This window comes from Mesorhizobium calcicola, assembly GCF_042682105.1.
GTDB lineage: Bacteria > Pseudomonadota > Alphaproteobacteria > Rhizobiales > Rhizobiaceae > Mesorhizobium > Mesorhizobium calcicola.
Map to the genome: position 1 here is coordinate 17,627 of NZ_JBHUGY010000004.1, position 17,056 is coordinate 34,682.

The window sequence follows — 17,056 nt, forward strand, 5'->3', positions numbered from 1 at the left end:
TAGCGCATGACCCGAAAATCGAAGCGATTTTCGGAAAGGATCATGCGCAAATCAAAAAGTGCCACAGCGTCTCTTGCGCTCCAAGTTGACGCGCGGCGCTGCAGTCTGCCTTCTATTGGCGTTTTTCACAGGGGTCAAACTGTGATCTGGCGGATTTAGTTTTGACACATTCGGTTGGTTTCTGCTCTCTTCCATCAGTCAGCCATCGCCTGCCGCCGCCATGCCGGTGCAATGACAAAAGAGGAACGATTATGCGTACCCTGATTGGCGCCGTCGCCGCCACGCTGCTGCTTTCCACCGCCGCTTTCGCCGGCCAGACCGAAGGCCTGATCAAGAAGATCGACAAGGACACGGCGACGCTGACGCTGGATGACGGCAAGTCCTACAAGCTGAATGCCGAGACAGATCTCGACGCGCTGAAGCCGGGCATGGATGTCGTCCTCGCCTACGATGAGACCAATGGCGAGAACATCGTCACCGACATGGAATTGCCGGACACCGAATAAGAGCTTTCCAGCTCCGCACAGCCAGAGTCCGACAAGGCCGGAATCGGCCACCTTCTAAACAGCTTGGACGCGCCGGGCGAGGGCTGGCCCTTGCCAATGCCTTCCGTTGGTAGCAATGTCGGCTCGGGTGGATCTCGAACAATATCGGAGATCCGGGGCGGAGCCGAACAATGTGCAGCGACTGCGAGCGCGAAGGGGTCGACCGGAGGGGTTTCCTCAAGGTCGGCGCGGGGCTCCTTGCGATCGGGCTTGGCGGCGCTTCGTGGTCGGCGCGTGCGGCAGAGAGTGCTGCGCCGGCATTGTCCCCCGATGCAGCGCTCGCCGCGCTGAAATCCGGCAACGAACTCTATGTCAGCCACCCGGAACTGTGCTCGATCGACCTTGCCGCGCAGCGGAAGGCTGTCGCCGGGCATCAGGCGCCATGGGCCACGGTCATCAGTTGCGCCGACAGTCGCGTTCCGCCTGAGTTGATCTTCGGCGGCCAAGGCGTTGGAGAACTGTTCGTCGCGCGGAACGCTGGCAATCTCGTCGACACGGCGACGCTCGGCACGGTCGAATACGGCGCGGCGGTGCTCGGCTCGCCGTTGATCGTCGTCCTCGCGCACACGAGCTGCGGTGCCGTCAAGGCGGCTTGTGACGTGGTCACCAAGAACGCGACCTATCCGGGCGCGATCGGCCCGATGATCGAACCGATCCTGCCTGCGGCGATCGCGGTGCGGAGCGAGGCGGGCGATTTCGTAGACAACGCCGCCAAGGAGAGCGCGCGCAGGACTTTGAGGCGCCTGGCCGTTTCAAGCAAGCTCCTGGCCGATCTCACCGGGGCCGGGAAGCTGAAGATCGTCGCGGCAATCTACGATCTTGAAACGGGTGTGGTGACCTACATCGAATGAGACGTTCTTCCGGGACGGATGGGGTCGAGAATTGGGAACCTTCTAAACCAATCTCGGATGAATAACCTTTCCAGCTACAGCCACTCCAGGCGTTCACCCTGCAGCCTGAGCACGCGATCCTGCGGTATTTCCAGGTTTGCTGCCTCGTTCTCCGCCATCCCCTCCACGAAGCGAAACAGGGCCCGCATGACCCCGCCATGCGTTACGCAGATCGTCTGGCGCTGGATCGCCTCGAACCAGGGTTTCACCCGTTCGAGCAGCATCTGGTAACTCTCCGCGCCCTCGCCGGGCGGCTGGAAGTTCCATTTGTCCAGCGCGCGTGTCCGGCGCGCCCCTGGATACTGCGTCTTGAGCTCGGCATAGGTAAAACCCTGCCAATCGCCGAAATTGACTTCCACCAGGCGAGGATCGGTTCGATAGCCATCCGGATCGAGCTTCATCGCGGTGCGGATGCGCTGCATCGTTTCGCGCGTCCGCTTCATTGGGCTGGCGACGAAATCGAAATCCGCGGGATTTTGCACCAACTCGGCCAGCCGATGACCGTTTCCGGTCGCCTGCTCGCGGCCAAGCGCATTGAGGTCGGTGTCGGCCTGCCCCTGAAGCCGGGATTCGGCGTTCCACGCGGTCTGGCCGTGGCGCACGATATAAACCAGCGGGTACATCAGGTCTTCCGGTACGAGGTCTGGACGGACGACGGTTCGTGGGTGTCAGTCCTTGACCGTCGAAATGTCCGGGGCGTCGACCGCCTTCATGCCGACGACGTGGTAGCCTGAATCGACATGATGCACCTCACCGGTGACGCCGCGCGACAGATCGGACAGGAAATAGACGCCGGAATCGCCGACTTCCTCCTGCGTCACCGTCTGCTTCAGCGGCGAATTGTATTCGTTCCATTTCAGGATGTAGCGGAAATCGCCGATACCGGATGCGGCAAGCGTCTTGATCGGGCCGGCCGAGATGGCGTTGACGCGAATCTTCTTGGCGCCGAGGTCGACGGCCAGATAACGCACGCTGGCCTCGAGCGCCGCCTTGGCGACACCCATGACGTTGTAGTGCGGCATCACCTTTTCGGCGCCATAATAGGTCAGCGTCAGCAGCGAGCCACCATTGGTCATCAGCGCCTCGGCACGCTTGGCAATGGTGGTGAAGGAATAGACCGAAATGTCCATGGTGCGCAGGAAATTGTCGCGCGTCGTCTCGACGTAACGGCCGGTCAGCTCGTCCTTGTCGGAAAAGGCGATGGCGTGGACGAGGAAATCAAGCTTGCCCCAATGCCTGGCGACATTGGCGAAAACCTCGTCCAGGCTCGCCGGATCGGTGACGTCGCAATGGCCGGCGACAAAGGCGCCGAGTTCCGCCGCCAGCGGCTCGACACGCTTCTTGAACGCCTCGCCCTGATAGGTGAGCGCGATCTCGGCGCCATGGTCGACGCAGGCCTTGGCGATGCCATAGGCGATCGATCTGTTGTTGGCGACGCCAAGAATAAGGCCGCGCTTGCCGGCCATAAGGCCCTGTCCACCCGCCATGTCAGCGCTCTCCGCAAGATTTTCAGCTTTGTGGAGTGCCCTATCGCACAGGCACACTGCCCCTTCAAGCGTTCAAAACCGGACAGTTCGGGGGACAAAAGCCGCCAATCAGCCTTTTTGACCGCGCAACAGCGCTTCGAGCGCGCTATCGCCGCCTTCCGGCAGCATGATCCGCACATGGGCATAGAGATCGCCATGGCCGCCGGCTTTCTCCGGCAGACCCCTGCCCTTCAACCGCAGGACCTTGTCCGAGCTCGACCAGGCGGGAACGTTGACCGCCAGCTTGCCGGTCGGCGTCTCGACGGGAACCTTGGCGCCGAGCACCGCATCCGCCAGCGTCACCGGCAGATCGGCATGCAGGTCGCGGCCCTCGATGCGGTAGCGCGGATGCCGGCGCAGATGAATCTTGACCAGCGCATCGCCCGGCTGGCCCGGCCCTTGCTCGCCTTGCCCCTTCAGCCGGATGGTCTGGCCGTCCTCGACATAGGCCGGCAGCTTGACCGCCACCTTGCGGCCGTCTGGAAACATCGCCGTCACCTTTTCGGCGGTCGCCGCTTCCTCGATGGTGACGTCGAGGGTCACGTTCAGATCGGCGGCGGTGGCCTGCTGGCGGCGGTCGCCCGTGCCGGGGCCGCGCGCGCCCGAAAAGGCGTCGCCGAAAATCTGGCTGAAGATATCGCTGTTGCCGTCGAACGGATCGCCGCCCGGACGGCCCGAGCGGAATTCGAATCGCGAACCGCCAGGCCCTTGCTGCCGGCGAAACCCGGCGAAGGGATCACCGCCACCGGCAGCGCCCTCAAAACCCTGGAAACGCGGCTTGCCGTCGGCGTCGATCTCGCCGCGATCGAACGCGGCGCGATTCTTCTCGTCGCCGACGATCTCGTAGGCCTGGTTGGCCGCGGCAAAACGGTCCTTCGCCTTGGGATCATTCGGATTCTGGTCCGGATGATGCTTCTTGGCAAGTTTCCGGTACGCCGATTTTATGTCCTTGGCCGATGCGTTCTTGGCAACGCCCAGCACCTCATAGGGGTCGCGCATGCGTCCTGCCTGCAAGAAGGGGTGAATCTACAGTTGCCTCTATATGCGCTCGCATAGGAAGAAATTCCAGTGGCGCATAGCCACATAGACGGCGAAATTGAAGCGAGCTTCTACTATCGCCTTAATCTCTTGCGCGCTCCAATTGTTCGCTTCCGAAACCTGGCGAATGTCGGCCATCGGGCGCGCCAAGCGTTCATTCCCAGCCAAATACCGTCAACGGCATGGCGGAATGGATACTGGCCGTCTAAGACCACCGATGTTAGGCTGAAGGCATGACGCGCGAGGCTGCGATAGCGCGATCGGAGGCCTACTTCGATTCAGGCGCTTTTCGGGAGGATTTGGCCCGTCGGATTGGCATGCCAACAGAAAGCCAGAACCCTGATCGCGAACATGTGCTGGTTGAATATATCGAGGCTGAGATAAAGCCGACATTCGAACTGCTTGGCTTTGCCTGCCGAACGCTTAGCCAGGACGGCTGGCCATTCTTTTTCGCCGAACGCACAGAGGACGCGACACGTCCGACGGTACTTGGCTATGGCCACGGCGACGCAATTCGCGGGTTGGATGACGAGTGGGACGAGGGACTTTCCCCGTGGCGTCTGACCGAACGTGACAACAAATGGTACGGACGCGGCGTCGCCGACAACAAGGGCCAGCATTCGATCAACGTCGGCGCTCTTCGAGCCGTGATCGAGACGCGCGGAAGGCTCGGCTTCAATGCCAAGTATCTGATCGAAATGGGGGAAGAACGGGTCTCGCCTGGCCTGCGGGAACTGGCCAAGACCCACAAGGAATTATTCCGATCGGACGTGCTGATCGCCTCGGATGGTCCCCGCCTCTCCGCCGAAAGGCCGACCGTTTTTTGGGCTCACGCGGCTCTATCTCCTTCGACATCTGGATCGACGCGCGGAAGGGCAGCCATCATTCGGGAAACTGGGGCGGTCTCCTCTCGGATCCCGCCATTCAACTTGCCCATGCCATTGCGAGCATCACCGAACCGACTGGAAAAATTCGGATTCCGGAGTGGCTTCCGACAAGCATTCCCGACGATGTGCGACGCGTGCTTGCGGACTGTGAGGTGGAGAACGGCACGGAGGAGCCCAAGATCGATCTCGATTGGGGCGAGCCTGGCCTGACCTCTGCGGAGAAGGTTTTTGCGTGGTGCTCATTTTCGGTTCTGGCTCTCGAGGCGGGGAACCCAAGGACGCCTGTTGGCGCCATCCCATCCCGAGCCTGGGCGCGTTGCCAGCTTCGCTTCGTCATCGGCGTGGACGTGCAGAAAATCCTCCCTGCCTTGCGCCGTCATCTGGACCGCAACGGATTTTCGACCGTGCAGATTGCGAAAGCACGCGACGAAGTTTTTCACGCGACGCGGCTCGATCCGAAGCACCCATGGGTCAGTTGGGTGGTAGATTCGATTGCCCGTACGACGGGAAAGAAACCGCTATTCTGCCAAGCCTCGGTGGGTCACTCCCGAACGACGTCTTTTCCGAAATTCTTGAAATGGCGACCATTTGGGTTCCGCATTCTTATCCGGGGTGTTCGCAGCACGCGCCCAATGAGCATCTGCCGGTTGCCATTGTCCGAGAAGGCTTGGGGCTGATGGCAGGACTTTACTGGGATTTGGGCGAGCCGAATGGACAGCCAATGACTCGCTCAGGCCTTCGGAAAGCAGACATTGATGTCGATGCCACTTGAGGTCGGCTCTTGGCGCATAATCGCCTATCGATGTGGGCCAAACATGTGGTCTGGAACACTTAAAGCGCCTTGAAGTCCTGCATGTGCCAGCTACCGGCACTGGCCAGGCAGAGTTCGCCTTCGAACATGGCAACGCCATCAAAGCTTTCGCGCGAGGCCATGAAACGGCGGCATGTCTGGCCCTTGTCCTTCAATTCGGCCAGCCCGGTGATAGAGCCGCGTGACCCGGTACCGGCATTCGCCCACGGCACGGCCTGACCGCCGAGTTGCTCGATGTCGGCCGAGGACACCGCATTGCCGATCGTCGTCTGGTCGGAGTCGCGATCCGAACTGGCCGGCGCGGATGGGGCGGAGGTGCTGCTGGTCAGAATCGACCGATCAACTTCTGCTTTTTGCAGGCTGAAGCCACCCGCGCCGCAGGCGGCAAGCGGCAGGACGATCATCACGATCGCGGCTTTGGCGCTGGCTGAAGCAATTAGGCTGCTTTGCCTGCTGTCAAAAGCTTGCGCGATACGCGACAATCGGCAACCTCCCCTTGCTCCATAAGAATCTTTGGCTTCGCAACAATTTGAGAAAAACTATGAGTGACACAGAGTTAACAAGCCGTGACTTTACCGAGGCGGCGGAGCCGTTTCGCCTTTTTGCTGCATGGCTGGAGGACGCCACCAAAAGCGAAATGAACGACCCCAACGGCGTGGCGCTGGCGACCGTCGATGCCGACGGCATGCCGGATGTACGGATGGTACTGCTCAAGGGGTTCGATGAAGGCGGTTTTGTGTTCTATACGAATTTCGAGAGCGCCAAGGGCCAGCAAATTCTTGGCAGCATGAAGGCGGCGATGTGTTTCCATTGGAAATCGCTGCGCCGCCAGGTGCGTGTGCGCGGTCCGGTGGAGATCGTCAGCGACGCCGAAGCCGACGCCTACTACGCGACGCGACCGCGCGGCAGCCGCATCGGCGCCTGGGCTTCGAAACAGTCGCGGCCGCTAGAAAGCCGCTTTGCACTGGAAAAGGCGGTGGCCGAATACACGGCACGCTATCCGATCGGCGAAATTCCACGGCCAAAGCATTGGTCGGGTTTCCGCATCGTGCCCACGACCATCGAGTTCTGGCACGACCGACCGTTCCGGCTGCATGACCGTGTGGTCTTTTCGCGCGATACGAAAGGCGGCTGGGGCAAGACGAGGCTTTACCCCTAAAGCTCAGGCTTTCTTCCTGGTCATGAACGCCGTGAGCGCGGCGCGCGCTTCATCCGATTTCAGCCGCGCGCGGAAATGCTCGCTTTCCTCGCCGATGCGGGCGACGAGGTCGTCGCGCGAGCCGCGCATCAGGTCACGCGCGATCTTCAGCGCCTGCGGCGGCTTGGCCGCGATCTGGCCGGCCGCCGCCAGCACCGAGGCCTCCAGCGCGTCTTCCTCGACCACATCGTAGATCAGGCCGGCGGCCTTCGCCCGTTCGGCCGAAAAGCCCTCGCCAAGGCCGAGCAGCGCGAAAGCACCCTGCTGCCCCAGGATGCGCGGCGCCAAAAGGCTCGATCCTGCTTCGGGCACCAGTCCGAGATCGACGAAAGGCGTCCTGAACACAGTGCGCGGCGTGGCGAAGGTCAGGTCGCAATGCAGGTTGAGCGTCGTGCCGATGCCGACCGCGATGCCGTCGACGCCGGAGACCATGGGCTTTTCGATCCTGGCCAGCGCCATCAGGAAGTCCCAGACCTCGGTGCCGCCGTCGCCGCCGGTGGCGACGACCATGAAATCGGCCAGGTCGTTGCCGGAGGAGAAGGCGCCTGGCACGCCGAGGAACACATGGACACGGATTGCCTGGTCGGCGTCGCCCTCGGCCAGGGCTTTTGACATTTTCGCATACATGGCGCGCGTCAGCGCGTTCTTCTTGTCCGGCCGGTTCATGCGGATGATCTGGATGGCGCCCTGGCGCTCGACGAGGATATGATCTGTCACGGTTTTTCCTTGTGAACGTCAGGCAGAGATGAGCGCCTTGCCGGCAGCGGCAAGGCTTTCGGCGCCGCCGGTGACGCGCTCCTTCAAGGCGCGCGTTTCGCCAAGCAGATTCTCGGCGAAGAAGCGGCAAAGCGGGACGCGGCTATGATCGGCGAGCCCGCCTTGCGCCAGATAGGCACCACCGGCGGCGAGCGAGATCAGCCTGAGATAGGGCGTGGCGCCCGCCTGGGCCGCATCCAAATGGCCATCGGCCATCAGCTTCTGCAGGAAGCGCGTCGCTTCGGTGAGGTCGTCGAGTGCCTGGTCGAGCGCATCGGCGGTGCGGCCAAAGCCTTCGACGTTGGAGATCCGCACCGCATCGGCGACCGCCTTCAGTTCGGCAATGTATCTATGCACATGCTCGCCGCCGCCCAGCGGCAGCTTGCGCGCCACAAGGTCAATGGCCTGGATGCCATTGGTGCCCTCGTAGATCGGGGCGATTCTGGCATCGCGATAGAGCGCCGCCGCGCCCGTCTCCTCGATGAAGCCCATGCCGCCATGCACCTGGACACCCAGCGAGGCGACCTCGACGCCAACATCGGTCGAGAAGGCTTTTGCCAAAGGTGTCAGCAGGTTGGCGCGGTCGCGCCAGTTGGCGGCGGCCTCGCCTCCGGCGACGCGGGCGCGGTCAATGGCGTGGGCGCAGGAATAGCTGATGGCGCGCGCGATCTGGGTCAGCGCCTGCATGGTGAGCAGATTGCGCTGTACGTCGGGGTGATGGACGATCGGCGCCATACCGGCGCCGCCGTAGCCTGCGGCCTTACCCTGACGACGCTCATTGGCATAGGCGATCGCCTTCTGGGTAGCGGTCTCGGCCACCGCCACGCCCTGCATGCCGACGGCGAGACGCGCATTGTTCATCATGGTGAACATGCAGGCGAGGCCCTTGTTCTCCTCGCCGATCAGCCAGCCGATGGCGCCGGGCGCAGCGCCCCCAAAACCATCGCCATAGATCATGGTGCAGGTCGGCGAGGCATGGATGCCGAGCTTATGCTCCAGGCCGGAGCAGAAGACGTCGTTGCGCGCGCCCAGCGATCCATCGTCGCCGACCAGGAATTTCGGCACCAGGAACAGCGATATGCCGCGCGTGCCGGCCGGCGCATCGGGCAGCCGCGCCAGAACCAGATGGATGATGTTGTCGGTGAAGTCGTGCTCGCCATAGGTGATGAAGATCTTCTGGCCGAAGATGCGGTAGGTGCCATCGCCCACCGGCTCGGCGCGGGCGCGCAAGGCATTGAGGTCCGAGCCGGCCTGCGGCTCGGTCAGGTTCATCGTGCCCATCCACTCGCCGGAGACGAGCTTTGCCAGATATTTGGCCTTGAGCGCCTCGGAGGCATGCTTGTCGAGCGCCTCGACCGCGCCCATGGTCAGCGTCGGGCCGATGCCGAAGGCCATAGCGGCGGAGTTCCACATTTCGAGCGCGGCAACGGCAAGCATGGTGGGCAGGCCCTGGCCGCCCAAACTCCTCCGGTCCTGAAAGTGCGTTCCAGCCGCCGTCGATCCAGCGCCGGTAAAGCTCCTTCCAGCCGGGTGGCGTGGTGACGGCCGCGTCCTTCAGCACCGCGCCATGCTCGTCGCCGATCTTGTAGAGTGGCGCGACTTCGTCGGTGGCGAAGCGGCCGGCCTCGGCCAGGATGGCATCGACCAGATCCTCGCCGAGATCGCCGAAGGTGCCGGCATCAAGGGCCGGCTTGAGACCAGCCACGCGCTTGAGCGTGAAAGCGATATCCTCGACCGCTGCCCGATACATGCCGCTCCCTCCTCCTGAACCATCGGCTGACTGATCCTAGGACCCGCACTGCCGCAAAACCATCCGCCTTTGGGCGGCGGTCTCCCATCTTCTCAACAAGAAACCGAACAACCTCAACAGTGGAGACAATCAACATGAAAATGATGCAATGGGGGGCTGCGGCCCTGGCCCTGGGGGCTCGTGCATTTCGCAGTGCCGGCCGAGGCCGCCGGCGGCAAGACGCTCGAACCGTCAAGGCGCGCGGCGTGCTCAACTGCACCGGCCATGACGGCTCCTATCTCGGCTTTGCCGAGGTGGACGACAAGGGCAACTGGAAGGGCATGGACATCGACCTTTGCCGGGCTGTGGCCACCGCGTGTTCGGCGATCCGGCGAAATTGAAGATCGTGCCGATCAGCTGGGCGCAGCGCTGGCCGTCGCTGCAGTCGGGCGATATCGACATCGTCATCAAGGCCTCGGGCGGCACGCTGAGCCGCGACACGGAACTGGGGCTCCAGTTCTCGATGTCGTACTACCTCGGCACGACCAAGGTGATGGCGCACAAGGAGCTCAACCTGAAGTCGCTCAAGGACGCACAGGGCGGCACGATCTGCATCCCTGCGGGCAACAACCATCGAACAGCAGGTCGCTGCCTACAGCCAGAAGATCGGAATCAAGCTTGAGCCGGTCGTCATCGAAAAGACGGAAGAGCTCGAAACAGGCCTACTTCTCCGGCCGTTGCGACCTCTATGCGCAATGGGGTCCGGTCCTCGCCATCGCGCGTGTGGCCAAGGCAAGGTCGAAGACCATGTGATCCTGCCTGACGTGATCGCGGTCGAGCCGGAGGTCATGATCGTGCGGCAGGGCGACGACAATTGGGTCGACGTCGCCAACTGGACGCTCAGCGCCCTGCTCTTCGCCGAACAGGAAGGCATCACCTCCAAGAATGTCGACGAGATCAAGGCCAAGCCGACATCGCCGGCGGTCGCCAAGTTCCTGGGTGCGGCACCGGGCATGGGCAAGGGTCTCGGCCTGCCCGACGACTGGGCCTACAACGTCATCAAGAAGGTCGGAAACTATTCGGAGATCTTCGATCGCGATCTCGGCAAGGACTCGCCCTACAAGATGGATCGTGACCTGACCAACCTCTGGAACAATGGCGGCGTCCTGTTCCCGCTGGTGATCGACTGATCCGTTCTTAACGCATCCCACCCTCGCCCCGCCCGGCTCGTGCCGGGCGGGGCGAGGGTGGGATGCGTTAAGAACGGATCAGTCGATCACCAGCGGGAACAGGACGCCGCCATTGTTCCAGAGGTTGGTCAGGTCACGATCCATCTTGTAGGGCGAGTCCTTGCCGAGATCGCGATCGAAGATCTCCGAATAGTTTCCGACCTTCTTGATGACGTTGTAGGCCCAGTCGTCGGGCAGGCCGAGACCCTTGCCCATGCCCGGTGCCGCACCCAGGAACTTGGCGACCGCCGGCCGATGTCGGCTTGGCCTTGATCTCGTCGACATTCTTGGAGGTGATGCCTTCCTGTTCGGCGAAGAGCAGGGCGCTGAGCGTCCAGTTGGCGACGTCGACCCAATTGTCGTCGCCCTGCCGCACGATCATGACCTCGGCTCGACCGCGATCACGTCAGGCAGGATCACATGGTCTTCGACCTTGCCCTTGGCCACACGCGCGATGGCGAGGACCGGACCCCATTGCGCATAGAGGTCGCAACGGCCGGAGAAGTAGGCCTGTTCGAGCTCTTCCGTCTTTTCGATGACGACCGGCTCAAGCTTGATTCCGATCTTCTGGGCTGTAGGCAGCGACCTGCTGTTCGATGGTTGTGCCCGCAGGGATGCAGATCGTGCCGCCCTGTGCGTCCTTGAGCGACTTCAGGTTGAGCTCCTTGTGCGCCATCACCTTGGTCGTGCCGAGGTAGTACGACATCGAGAACTGGAGCCCCAGTTCCGTGTCGCGGCTCAGCGTGCCGCCCGAGGCCTTGATGACGATGTCGATATCGCCCGACTGCAGCGACGGCCAGCGCTGCGCCCAGCTGATCGGCACGATCTTCAATTTCGCCGGATCGCCGAACACGGCGGTGGCCACAGCCCGGCAAAGGTCGATGTCCATGCCCTTCCAGTTGCCCTTGTCGTCCACCTCGGCAAAGCCGAGATAGGAGCCGTCATGGCCGGTGCAGTTGAGCACGCCGCGCGCCTTGACGGTTTCGAGCGTCTTGCCGCCGGCGGCCTCGGCCGGCACTGCGAAATGCACGAGCCCCAGGGCCAGGGCCGCAGCCCCCCATTGCATCATTTTCATGTTGATTGTCTCCACTGTTGAGGTTGTTCGTGTTTCTTGTTGAGAAGATGGGAGACCGCCGCCCAAAGGCGGATGGTTTGCGGCAGTGCGGGTCCTAGGATCAGTCAGCCGATGGTTCAGGAGGATGGGAGCGGCATGTATCGGGCAGCGGTCGAGGATATCGCTTTCACGCTCAAGCGCGTGGCTGGTCTCAAGCCGGCCCTTGATGCCGGCACCTTCGGCGATCTCGGCGAGGATCTGGTCGATGCCATCCTGGCCGAGGCGGCCGCTTCGCCACCGACGAAGTCGCGCCACTCTACAAGATCGGCGACGAGCATGGCGCGGTGCTGAAGGACGCGGCCGTCACCACGCCACCCGGCTGGAAGGAGCTTTACCGGCGCTGGATCGACGGCGGCTGGAACGCACTTTCAGGACCGGAGGAGTTTGGCGGCCAGGGCCTGCCCACCATGCTTGCCGTTGCCGCGCTCGAAATGTGGAACTCCGCCGCTATGGCCTTCGGCATCGGCCCGACGCTGACCATGGGCGCGGTCGAGGCGCTCGACAAGCATGCCTCCGAGGCGCTCAAGGCCAAATATCTGGCAAAGCTCGTCTCCGGCGAGTGGATGGGCACGATGAACCTGACCGAGCCGCAGGCCGGCTCGGACCTCAATGCCTTGCGCGCCCGCGCCGAGCCGGTGGGCGATGGCACCTACCGCATCTTCGGCCAGAAGATCTTCATCACCTATGGCGAGCACGACTTCACCGACAACATCATCCATCTGGTTCTGGCGCGGCTGCCCGATGCGCCGGCCGGCACGCGCGGCATATCGCTGTTCCTGGTGCCGAAATTCCTGGTCGGCGACGATGGATCGCTGGGCGCGCGCAACGACGTCTTCTGCTCCGGCCTGGAGCATAAGCTCGGCATCCATGCCTCGCCGACCTGCACCATGATCTATGGCGATGGTTTTGGGGGCGCTGCGCCCGGCGCCATCGGCTGGCTGATCGGCGAGGAGAACAAGGGCCTCGCCTGCATGTTCACCATGATGAACAATGCGCGTCTCGCCGTCGGCATGCAGGGCGTGGCGGTGGCCGAGACCGCTACCCAGAAGGCGATCGCCTATGCCAATGAGCGTCGTCAGGGTAAGGCCGCAGGCTACGGCGGCGCCGGTATGGCGCCGATCGTCCATCACCCCGACGTACAGCGCAATCTGCTCACCATGCAGGCGCTGACCCAGATCGCGCGCGCCATCAGCTATTCCTGCGCCCACGCCATTGACCGCGCCCGCGTCGCCGGAGGCGAGGCCGCCGCCAACTGGCGCGACCGCGCCAACCTGCTGACACCTTTGGCAAAAGCCTTCTCGACCGATGTTGGCGTCGAGGTCGCCTCGCTGGGTGTCCAGGTGCATGGCGGCATGGGCTTCATCGAGGAGACGGGCGCGGCGGCGCTCTATCGCGATGCCAGAATCGCCCCGATCTACGAGGGCACCAATGGCATCCAGGCCATTGACCTTGTGGCGCGCAAGCTGCCGCTGGGCGGCGGCGAGCATGTGCATAGATACATTGCCGAACTGAAGGCGGTCGCCGATGCGGTGCGGATCTCCAACGTCGAAGGCTTTGGCCGCACCGCCGATGCGCTCGACCAGGCACTCGACGACCTCACCGAAGCGACGCGCTTCCTGCAGAAGCTGATGGCCGATGGCCATTTGGATGCGGCCCAGGCGGGCGCCACGCCCTATCTCAGGCTGATCTCGCTCGCCGCCGGTGGTGCCTATCTGGCGCAAGGCGGGCTCGCCGATCATAGCCGCGTCCCGCTTTGCCGCTTCTTCGCCGAGAATCTGCTTGGCGAAACGCGCGCCTTGAAGGAGCGCGTCACCGGCGGCGCCGAAAGCCTTGCCGCTGCCGGCAAGGCGCTCATCTCTGCCTGACGTTCACAAGGAAAAACCGTGACAGATCATATCCTCGTCGAGCGCCAGGGCGCCATCCAGATCATCCGCATGAACCGGCCGGACAAGAAGAACGCGCTGACGCGCGCCATGTATGCGAAAATGTCAAAAGCCCTGGCCGAGGGCGACGCCGACCAGGCAATCCGTGTCCATGTGTTCCTCGGCGTGCCAGGCGCCTTCTCCTCCGGCAACGACCTGGCCGATTTCATGGTCGTCGCCACCGGCGGCGACGGCGGCACCGAGGTCTGGGACTTCCTGATGGCGCTGGCCAGGATCGAAAAGCCCATGGTCTCCGGCGTCGACGGCATCGCGGTCGGCATCGGCACGACGCTCAACCTGCATTGCGACCTGACCTTCGCCACGCCGCGCACTGTGTTCAGGACGCCTTTCGTCGATCTCGGACTGGTGCCCGAAGCAGGATCGAGCCTTTTGGCGCCGCGCATCCTGGGGCAGCAGGGTGCTTTCGCGCTGCTCGGCCTTGGCGAGGGCTTTTCGGCCGAACGGGCGAAGGCCGCCGGCCTGATCTACGATGTGGTCGAGGAAGACGCGCTGGAGGCCTCGGTGCTGGCGGCGGCCGGCCAGATCGCGGCCAAGCCGCCGCAGGCGCTGAAGATCGCGCGTGACCTGATGCGCGGCTCGCGCGACGACCTCGTCGCCCGCATCGGCGAGGAAAGCGAGCATTTCCGCGCGCGGCTGAAATCGGATGAAGCGCGCGCCGCGCTCACGGCGTTCATGACCAGGAAGAAAGCCTGAGCTTTAGGGGTAAAGCCTCGTCTTGCCCCAGCCGCCTTTCGTATCGCGCGAAAAGACCACACGGTCATGCAGCCGGAACGGTCGGTCGTGCCAGAACTCGATGGTCGTGGGCACGATGCGGAAACCCGACCAATGCTTTGGCCGTGGAATTTCGCCGATCGGATAGCGTGCCGTGTATTCGGCCACCGCCTTTTCCAGTGCAAAGCGGCTTTCTAGCGGCCGCGACTGTTTCGAAGCCCAGGCGCCGATGCGGCTGCCGCGCGGTCGCGTCGCGTAGTAGGCGTCGGCTTCGGCGTCGCTGACGATCTCCACCGGACCGCGCACACGCACCTGGCGGCGCAGCGATTTCCAATGGAAACACATCGCCGCCTTCATGCTGCCAAGAATTTGCTGGCCCTTGGCGCTCTCGAAATTCGTATAGAACACAAAACCGCCTTCATCGAACCCCTTGAGCAGTACCATCCGTACATCCGGCATGCCGTCGGCATCGACGGTCGCCAGCGCCACGCCGTTGGGGTCGTTCATTTCGCTTTTGGTGGCGTCCTCCAGCCATGCAGCAAAAAGGCGAAACGGCTCCGCCGCCTCGGTAAAGTCACGGCTTGTTAACTCTGTGTCACTCATAGTTTTTCTCAAATTGTTGCGAAGCCAAAGATTCTTATGGAGCAAGGGGAGGTTGCCGATTGTCGCGTATCGCGCAAGCTTTTGACAGCAGGCAAAGCAGCCTAATTGCTTCAGCCAGCGCCAAAGCCGCGATCGTGATGATCGTCCTGCCGCTTGCCGCCTGCGGCGCGGGTGGCTTCAGCCTGCAAAAAGCAGAAGTTGATCGGTCGATTCTGACCAGCAGCACCTCCGCCCCATCCGCGCCGGCCAGTTCGGATCGCGACTCCGACCAGACGACGATCGGCAATGCGGTGTCCTCGGCCGACATCGAGCAACTCGGCGGTCAGGCCGTGCCGTGGGCGAATGCCGGTACCGGGTCACGCGGCTCTATCACCGGGCTGGCCGAATTGAAGGACAAGGGCCAGACATGCCGCCGTTTCATGGCCTCGCGCGAAAGCTTTGATGGCGTTGCCATGTTCGAAGGCGAACTCTGCCTGGCCAGTGCCGGTAGCTGGCACATGCAGGACTTCAAGGCGCTTTAAGTGTTCCAGACCACATGTTTGGCCCACATCGATAGGCGATTATGCGCCAAGAGCCGACCTCAAGTGGCATCGACATCAATGTCTGCTTTCCGAAGGCCTGAGCGAGTCATTGGCTGTCCATTCGGCTCGCCCAAATCCCAGTAAAGTCCTGCCATCAGCCCCAAGCCTTCTCGGACAATGGCAACCGGCAGATGCTCATTGGGCGCGTGCTGCGAACACCCCGGATAAGAATGCGGAACCCAAATGGTCGCCATTTCAAGAATTTCGGAAAAGACGTCGTTCGGGAGTGACCCACCGAGGCTTGGCAGAATAGCGGTTTCTTTCCCGTCGTACGGGCAATCGAATCTACCACCCAACTGACCCATGGGTGCTTCGGATCGAGCCGCGTCGCGTGAAAAACTTCGTCGCGTGCTTTCGCAATCTGCACGGTCGAAAATCCGTTGCGGTCCAGATGACGGCGCAAGGCAGGGAGGATTTTCTGCACGTCCACGCCGATGACGAAGCGAAGCTGGCAACGCGCCCAGGCTCGGGATGGGATGGCGCCAACAGGCGTCCTTGGGTTCCCCGCCTCGAGAGCCAGAACCGAAAATGAGCACCACGCAAAAACCTTCTCCGCAGAGGTCAGGCCAGGCTCGCCCCAATCGAGATCGATCTTGGGCTCCTCCGTGCCGTTCTCCACCTCACAGTCCGCAAGCACGCGTCGCACATCGTCGGGAATGCTTGTCGGAAGCCACTCCGGAATCCGAATTTTTCCAGTCGGTTCGGTGATGCTCGCAATGGCATGGGCAAGTTGAATGGCGGGATCCGAGAGGAGACCGCCCCAGTTTCCCGAATGATGGCTGCCCTTCCGCGCGTCGATCCAGATGTCGAAGGAGATAGAGCCGCGTGAGCCCAAAAAACGGTCGGCCTTTCGGCGGAGAGGCGGGGACCATCCGAGGCGATCAGCACGTCCGATCGGAATAATTCCTTGTGGGTCTTGGCCAGTTCCCGCAGGCCAGGCGAGACCCGTTCTTCCCCCATTTCGATCAGATACTTGGCATTGAAGCCGAGCCTTCCGCGCGTCTCGATCACGGCTCGAAGAGCGCCGACGTTGATCGAATGCTGGCCCTTGTTGTCGGCGACGCCGCGTCCGTACCATTTGTTGTCACGTTCGGTCAGACGCCACGGGGAAAGTCCCTCGTCCCACTCGTCATCCAACCCGCGAATTGCGTCGCCGTGGCCATAGCCAAGTACCGTCGGACGTGTCGCGTCCTCTGTGCGTTCGGCGAAAAAGAATGGCCAGCCGTCCTGGCTAAGCGTTCGGCAGGCAAAGCCAAGCAGTTCGAATGTCGGCTTTATCTCAGCCTCGATATATTCAACCAGCACATGTTCGCGATCAGGGTTCTGGCTTTCTGTTGGCATGCCAATCCGACGGGCCAAATCCTCCCGAAAAGCGCCTGAATCGAAGTAGGCCTCCGATCGCGCTATCGCAGCCTCGCGCGTCATGCCTTCAGCCTAACATCGGTGGTCTTAGACGGCCAGTATCCATTCCGCCATGCCGTTGACGGTATTTGGC

At 62.6% G+C, this 17,056-nt stretch carries 16 protein-coding genes and 4 pseudogenes; 10 read left to right on the forward strand and 10 right to left on the reverse strand.

The features are described 5' to 3' along the window. Positions 1-251 precede the first annotated feature (251 nt). Together ACFSQT_RS02805 and ACFSQT_RS02810 are read left to right on the forward strand one after the other, a co-directional pair. Positions 252-506, forward strand: a complete 255-nt coding sequence (locus ACFSQT_RS02805) for a DUF1344 domain-containing protein (protein ID WP_379016917.1) — start codon at positions 252-254, stop codon at positions 504-506. A gap of 170 nt (positions 507-676) precedes the next feature. Further along, entirely contained in the window at positions 677-1,396 is a 720-nt protein-coding gene (locus tag ACFSQT_RS02810; RefSeq protein WP_379016918.1) for a carbonic anhydrase, read from the forward strand. 74 nt (positions 1,397-1,470) lie between these two features. Here ACFSQT_RS02810 and ACFSQT_RS02815 read toward each other — a convergent pair whose 3' ends face one another. From ACFSQT_RS02815 to ACFSQT_RS02825, 3 genes are all read right to left on the reverse strand, one after another. Next, entirely contained in the window at positions 1,471-2,058 is a 588-nt protein-coding gene (locus ACFSQT_RS02815; protein ID WP_379016919.1) for a histidine phosphatase family protein, read from the reverse strand. A 45-nt stretch (positions 2,059-2,103) separates the two neighbouring features. Further along, positions 2,104-2,922, reverse strand: coding sequence for an enoyl-ACP reductase FabI (gene fabI / locus ACFSQT_RS02820; protein ID WP_352600354.1), 819 nt, complete (start codon positions 2,920-2,922; stop codon positions 2,104-2,106). Positions 2,923-3,030: 108 nt separating this feature from the next. Further along, positions 3,031-3,960: a DnaJ C-terminal domain-containing protein gene (locus ACFSQT_RS02825; RefSeq protein ID WP_379016921.1), complete on the reverse strand. Its 930-nt coding sequence runs from the start codon at positions 3,958-3,960 to the stop codon at positions 3,031-3,033. A gap of 272 nt (positions 3,961-4,232) precedes the next feature. Between ACFSQT_RS02825 and ACFSQT_RS02830 the strand changes: the two are divergent. Beyond that, positions 4,233-5,658: pseudogene (locus ACFSQT_RS02830) on the forward strand (M20 family metallopeptidase). Between the two features lie 59 nt (positions 5,659-5,717). On the opposite strand, the gene ACFSQT_RS02835 reads toward ACFSQT_RS02830, so the two are convergent. Beyond that, complete coding sequence (locus ACFSQT_RS02835; protein WP_379016922.1) at positions 5,718-6,179, reverse strand: RT0821/Lpp0805 family surface protein; 462 nt, start codon at positions 6,177-6,179, stop codon at positions 5,718-5,720. A gap of 59 nt (positions 6,180-6,238) precedes the next feature. Here ACFSQT_RS02835 and pdxH (ACFSQT_RS02840) point away from each other — a divergent pair, with 59 nt between their 5' ends. Next, on the forward strand, positions 6,239-6,856 hold the full coding sequence (gene pdxH / locus ACFSQT_RS02840; protein ID WP_379016923.1) for a pyridoxamine 5'-phosphate oxidase: 618 nt from the start codon (positions 6,239-6,241) through the stop codon (positions 6,854-6,856). A gap of 3 nt (positions 6,857-6,859) precedes the next feature. Here the strand turns inward: pdxH (ACFSQT_RS02840) and ACFSQT_RS02845 are convergent, their stop codons facing one another. Then, complete coding sequence (locus ACFSQT_RS02845; protein WP_379016924.1) at positions 6,860-7,612, reverse strand: crotonase/enoyl-CoA hydratase family protein; 753 nt, start codon at positions 7,610-7,612, stop codon at positions 6,860-6,862. A gap of 18 nt (positions 7,613-7,630) precedes the next feature. Beyond that, positions 7,631-9,401 (reverse strand): annotated as a pseudogene (locus ACFSQT_RS02850) (acyl-CoA dehydrogenase). A 134-nt stretch (positions 9,402-9,535) separates the two neighbouring features. On the opposite strand from ACFSQT_RS02850, the gene ACFSQT_RS02855 reads away from it, so the two are divergent. From ACFSQT_RS02855 to ACFSQT_RS02865, 3 genes are all read left to right on the forward strand, one after another. Continuing rightward, complete coding sequence (locus ACFSQT_RS02855; RefSeq protein WP_379016925.1) at positions 9,536-9,781, forward strand: hypothetical protein; 246 nt, start codon at positions 9,536-9,538, stop codon at positions 9,779-9,781. Further along, on the forward strand, positions 9,757-10,062 hold the full coding sequence (locus ACFSQT_RS02860; RefSeq protein ID WP_379016926.1) for a transporter substrate-binding domain-containing protein: 306 nt from the start codon (positions 9,757-9,759) through the stop codon (positions 10,060-10,062). Before ACFSQT_RS02855 ends, ACFSQT_RS02860 begins: the two co-directional genes overlap by 25 nt. A 127-nt stretch (positions 10,063-10,189) precedes the next feature. Beyond that, entirely contained in the window at positions 10,190-10,570 is a 381-nt protein-coding gene (locus ACFSQT_RS02865) for a type 2 periplasmic-binding domain-containing protein (protein ID WP_379016927.1), read from the forward strand. Positions 10,571-10,648: 78 nt separating this feature from the next. Here the strand turns inward: ACFSQT_RS02865 and ACFSQT_RS02870 are convergent, their stop codons facing one another. Continuing rightward, entirely contained in the window at positions 10,649-10,894 is a 246-nt protein-coding gene (locus ACFSQT_RS02870; RefSeq protein ID WP_379016928.1) for a hypothetical protein, read from the reverse strand. A 262-nt stretch (positions 10,895-11,156) separates the two neighbouring features. Further along, positions 11,157-11,684 (reverse strand): transporter substrate-binding domain-containing protein, encoded by a 528-nt coding sequence (locus ACFSQT_RS02875; protein WP_379016929.1) that lies wholly within the window; start codon positions 11,682-11,684, stop codon positions 11,157-11,159. A 135-nt stretch (positions 11,685-11,819) separates the two neighbouring features. Between ACFSQT_RS02875 and ACFSQT_RS02880 the strand changes: the two are divergent. Both ACFSQT_RS02880 and ACFSQT_RS02885 read left to right on the forward strand, forming a co-directional pair. After that, positions 11,820-13,588: pseudogene (locus ACFSQT_RS02880) on the forward strand (acyl-CoA dehydrogenase). An 18-nt stretch (positions 13,589-13,606) separates the two neighbouring features. Then, positions 13,607-14,359 (forward strand): crotonase/enoyl-CoA hydratase family protein, encoded by a 753-nt coding sequence (locus ACFSQT_RS02885; RefSeq protein ID WP_379016924.1) that lies wholly within the window; start codon positions 13,607-13,609, stop codon positions 14,357-14,359. A 3-nt stretch (positions 14,360-14,362) separates the two neighbouring features. Here ACFSQT_RS02885 and pdxH (ACFSQT_RS02890) read toward each other — a convergent pair whose 3' ends face one another. Next, entirely contained in the window at positions 14,363-14,980 is a 618-nt protein-coding gene (pdxH, locus tag ACFSQT_RS02890; protein WP_379016923.1) for a pyridoxamine 5'-phosphate oxidase, read from the reverse strand. A gap of 59 nt (positions 14,981-15,039) precedes the next feature. Between pdxH (ACFSQT_RS02890) and ACFSQT_RS02895 the strand changes: the two genes are divergently transcribed. Beyond that, positions 15,040-15,501, forward strand: a complete 462-nt coding sequence (locus tag ACFSQT_RS02895; protein ID WP_379016922.1) for an RT0821/Lpp0805 family surface protein — start codon at positions 15,040-15,042, stop codon at positions 15,499-15,501. 59 nt (positions 15,502-15,560) lie between these two features. Here the strand turns inward: ACFSQT_RS02895 and ACFSQT_RS02900 are convergent. Continuing rightward, positions 15,561-16,986: pseudogene (locus ACFSQT_RS02900) on the reverse strand (M20 family metallopeptidase). Positions 16,987-17,056 lie beyond the last annotated feature (70 nt).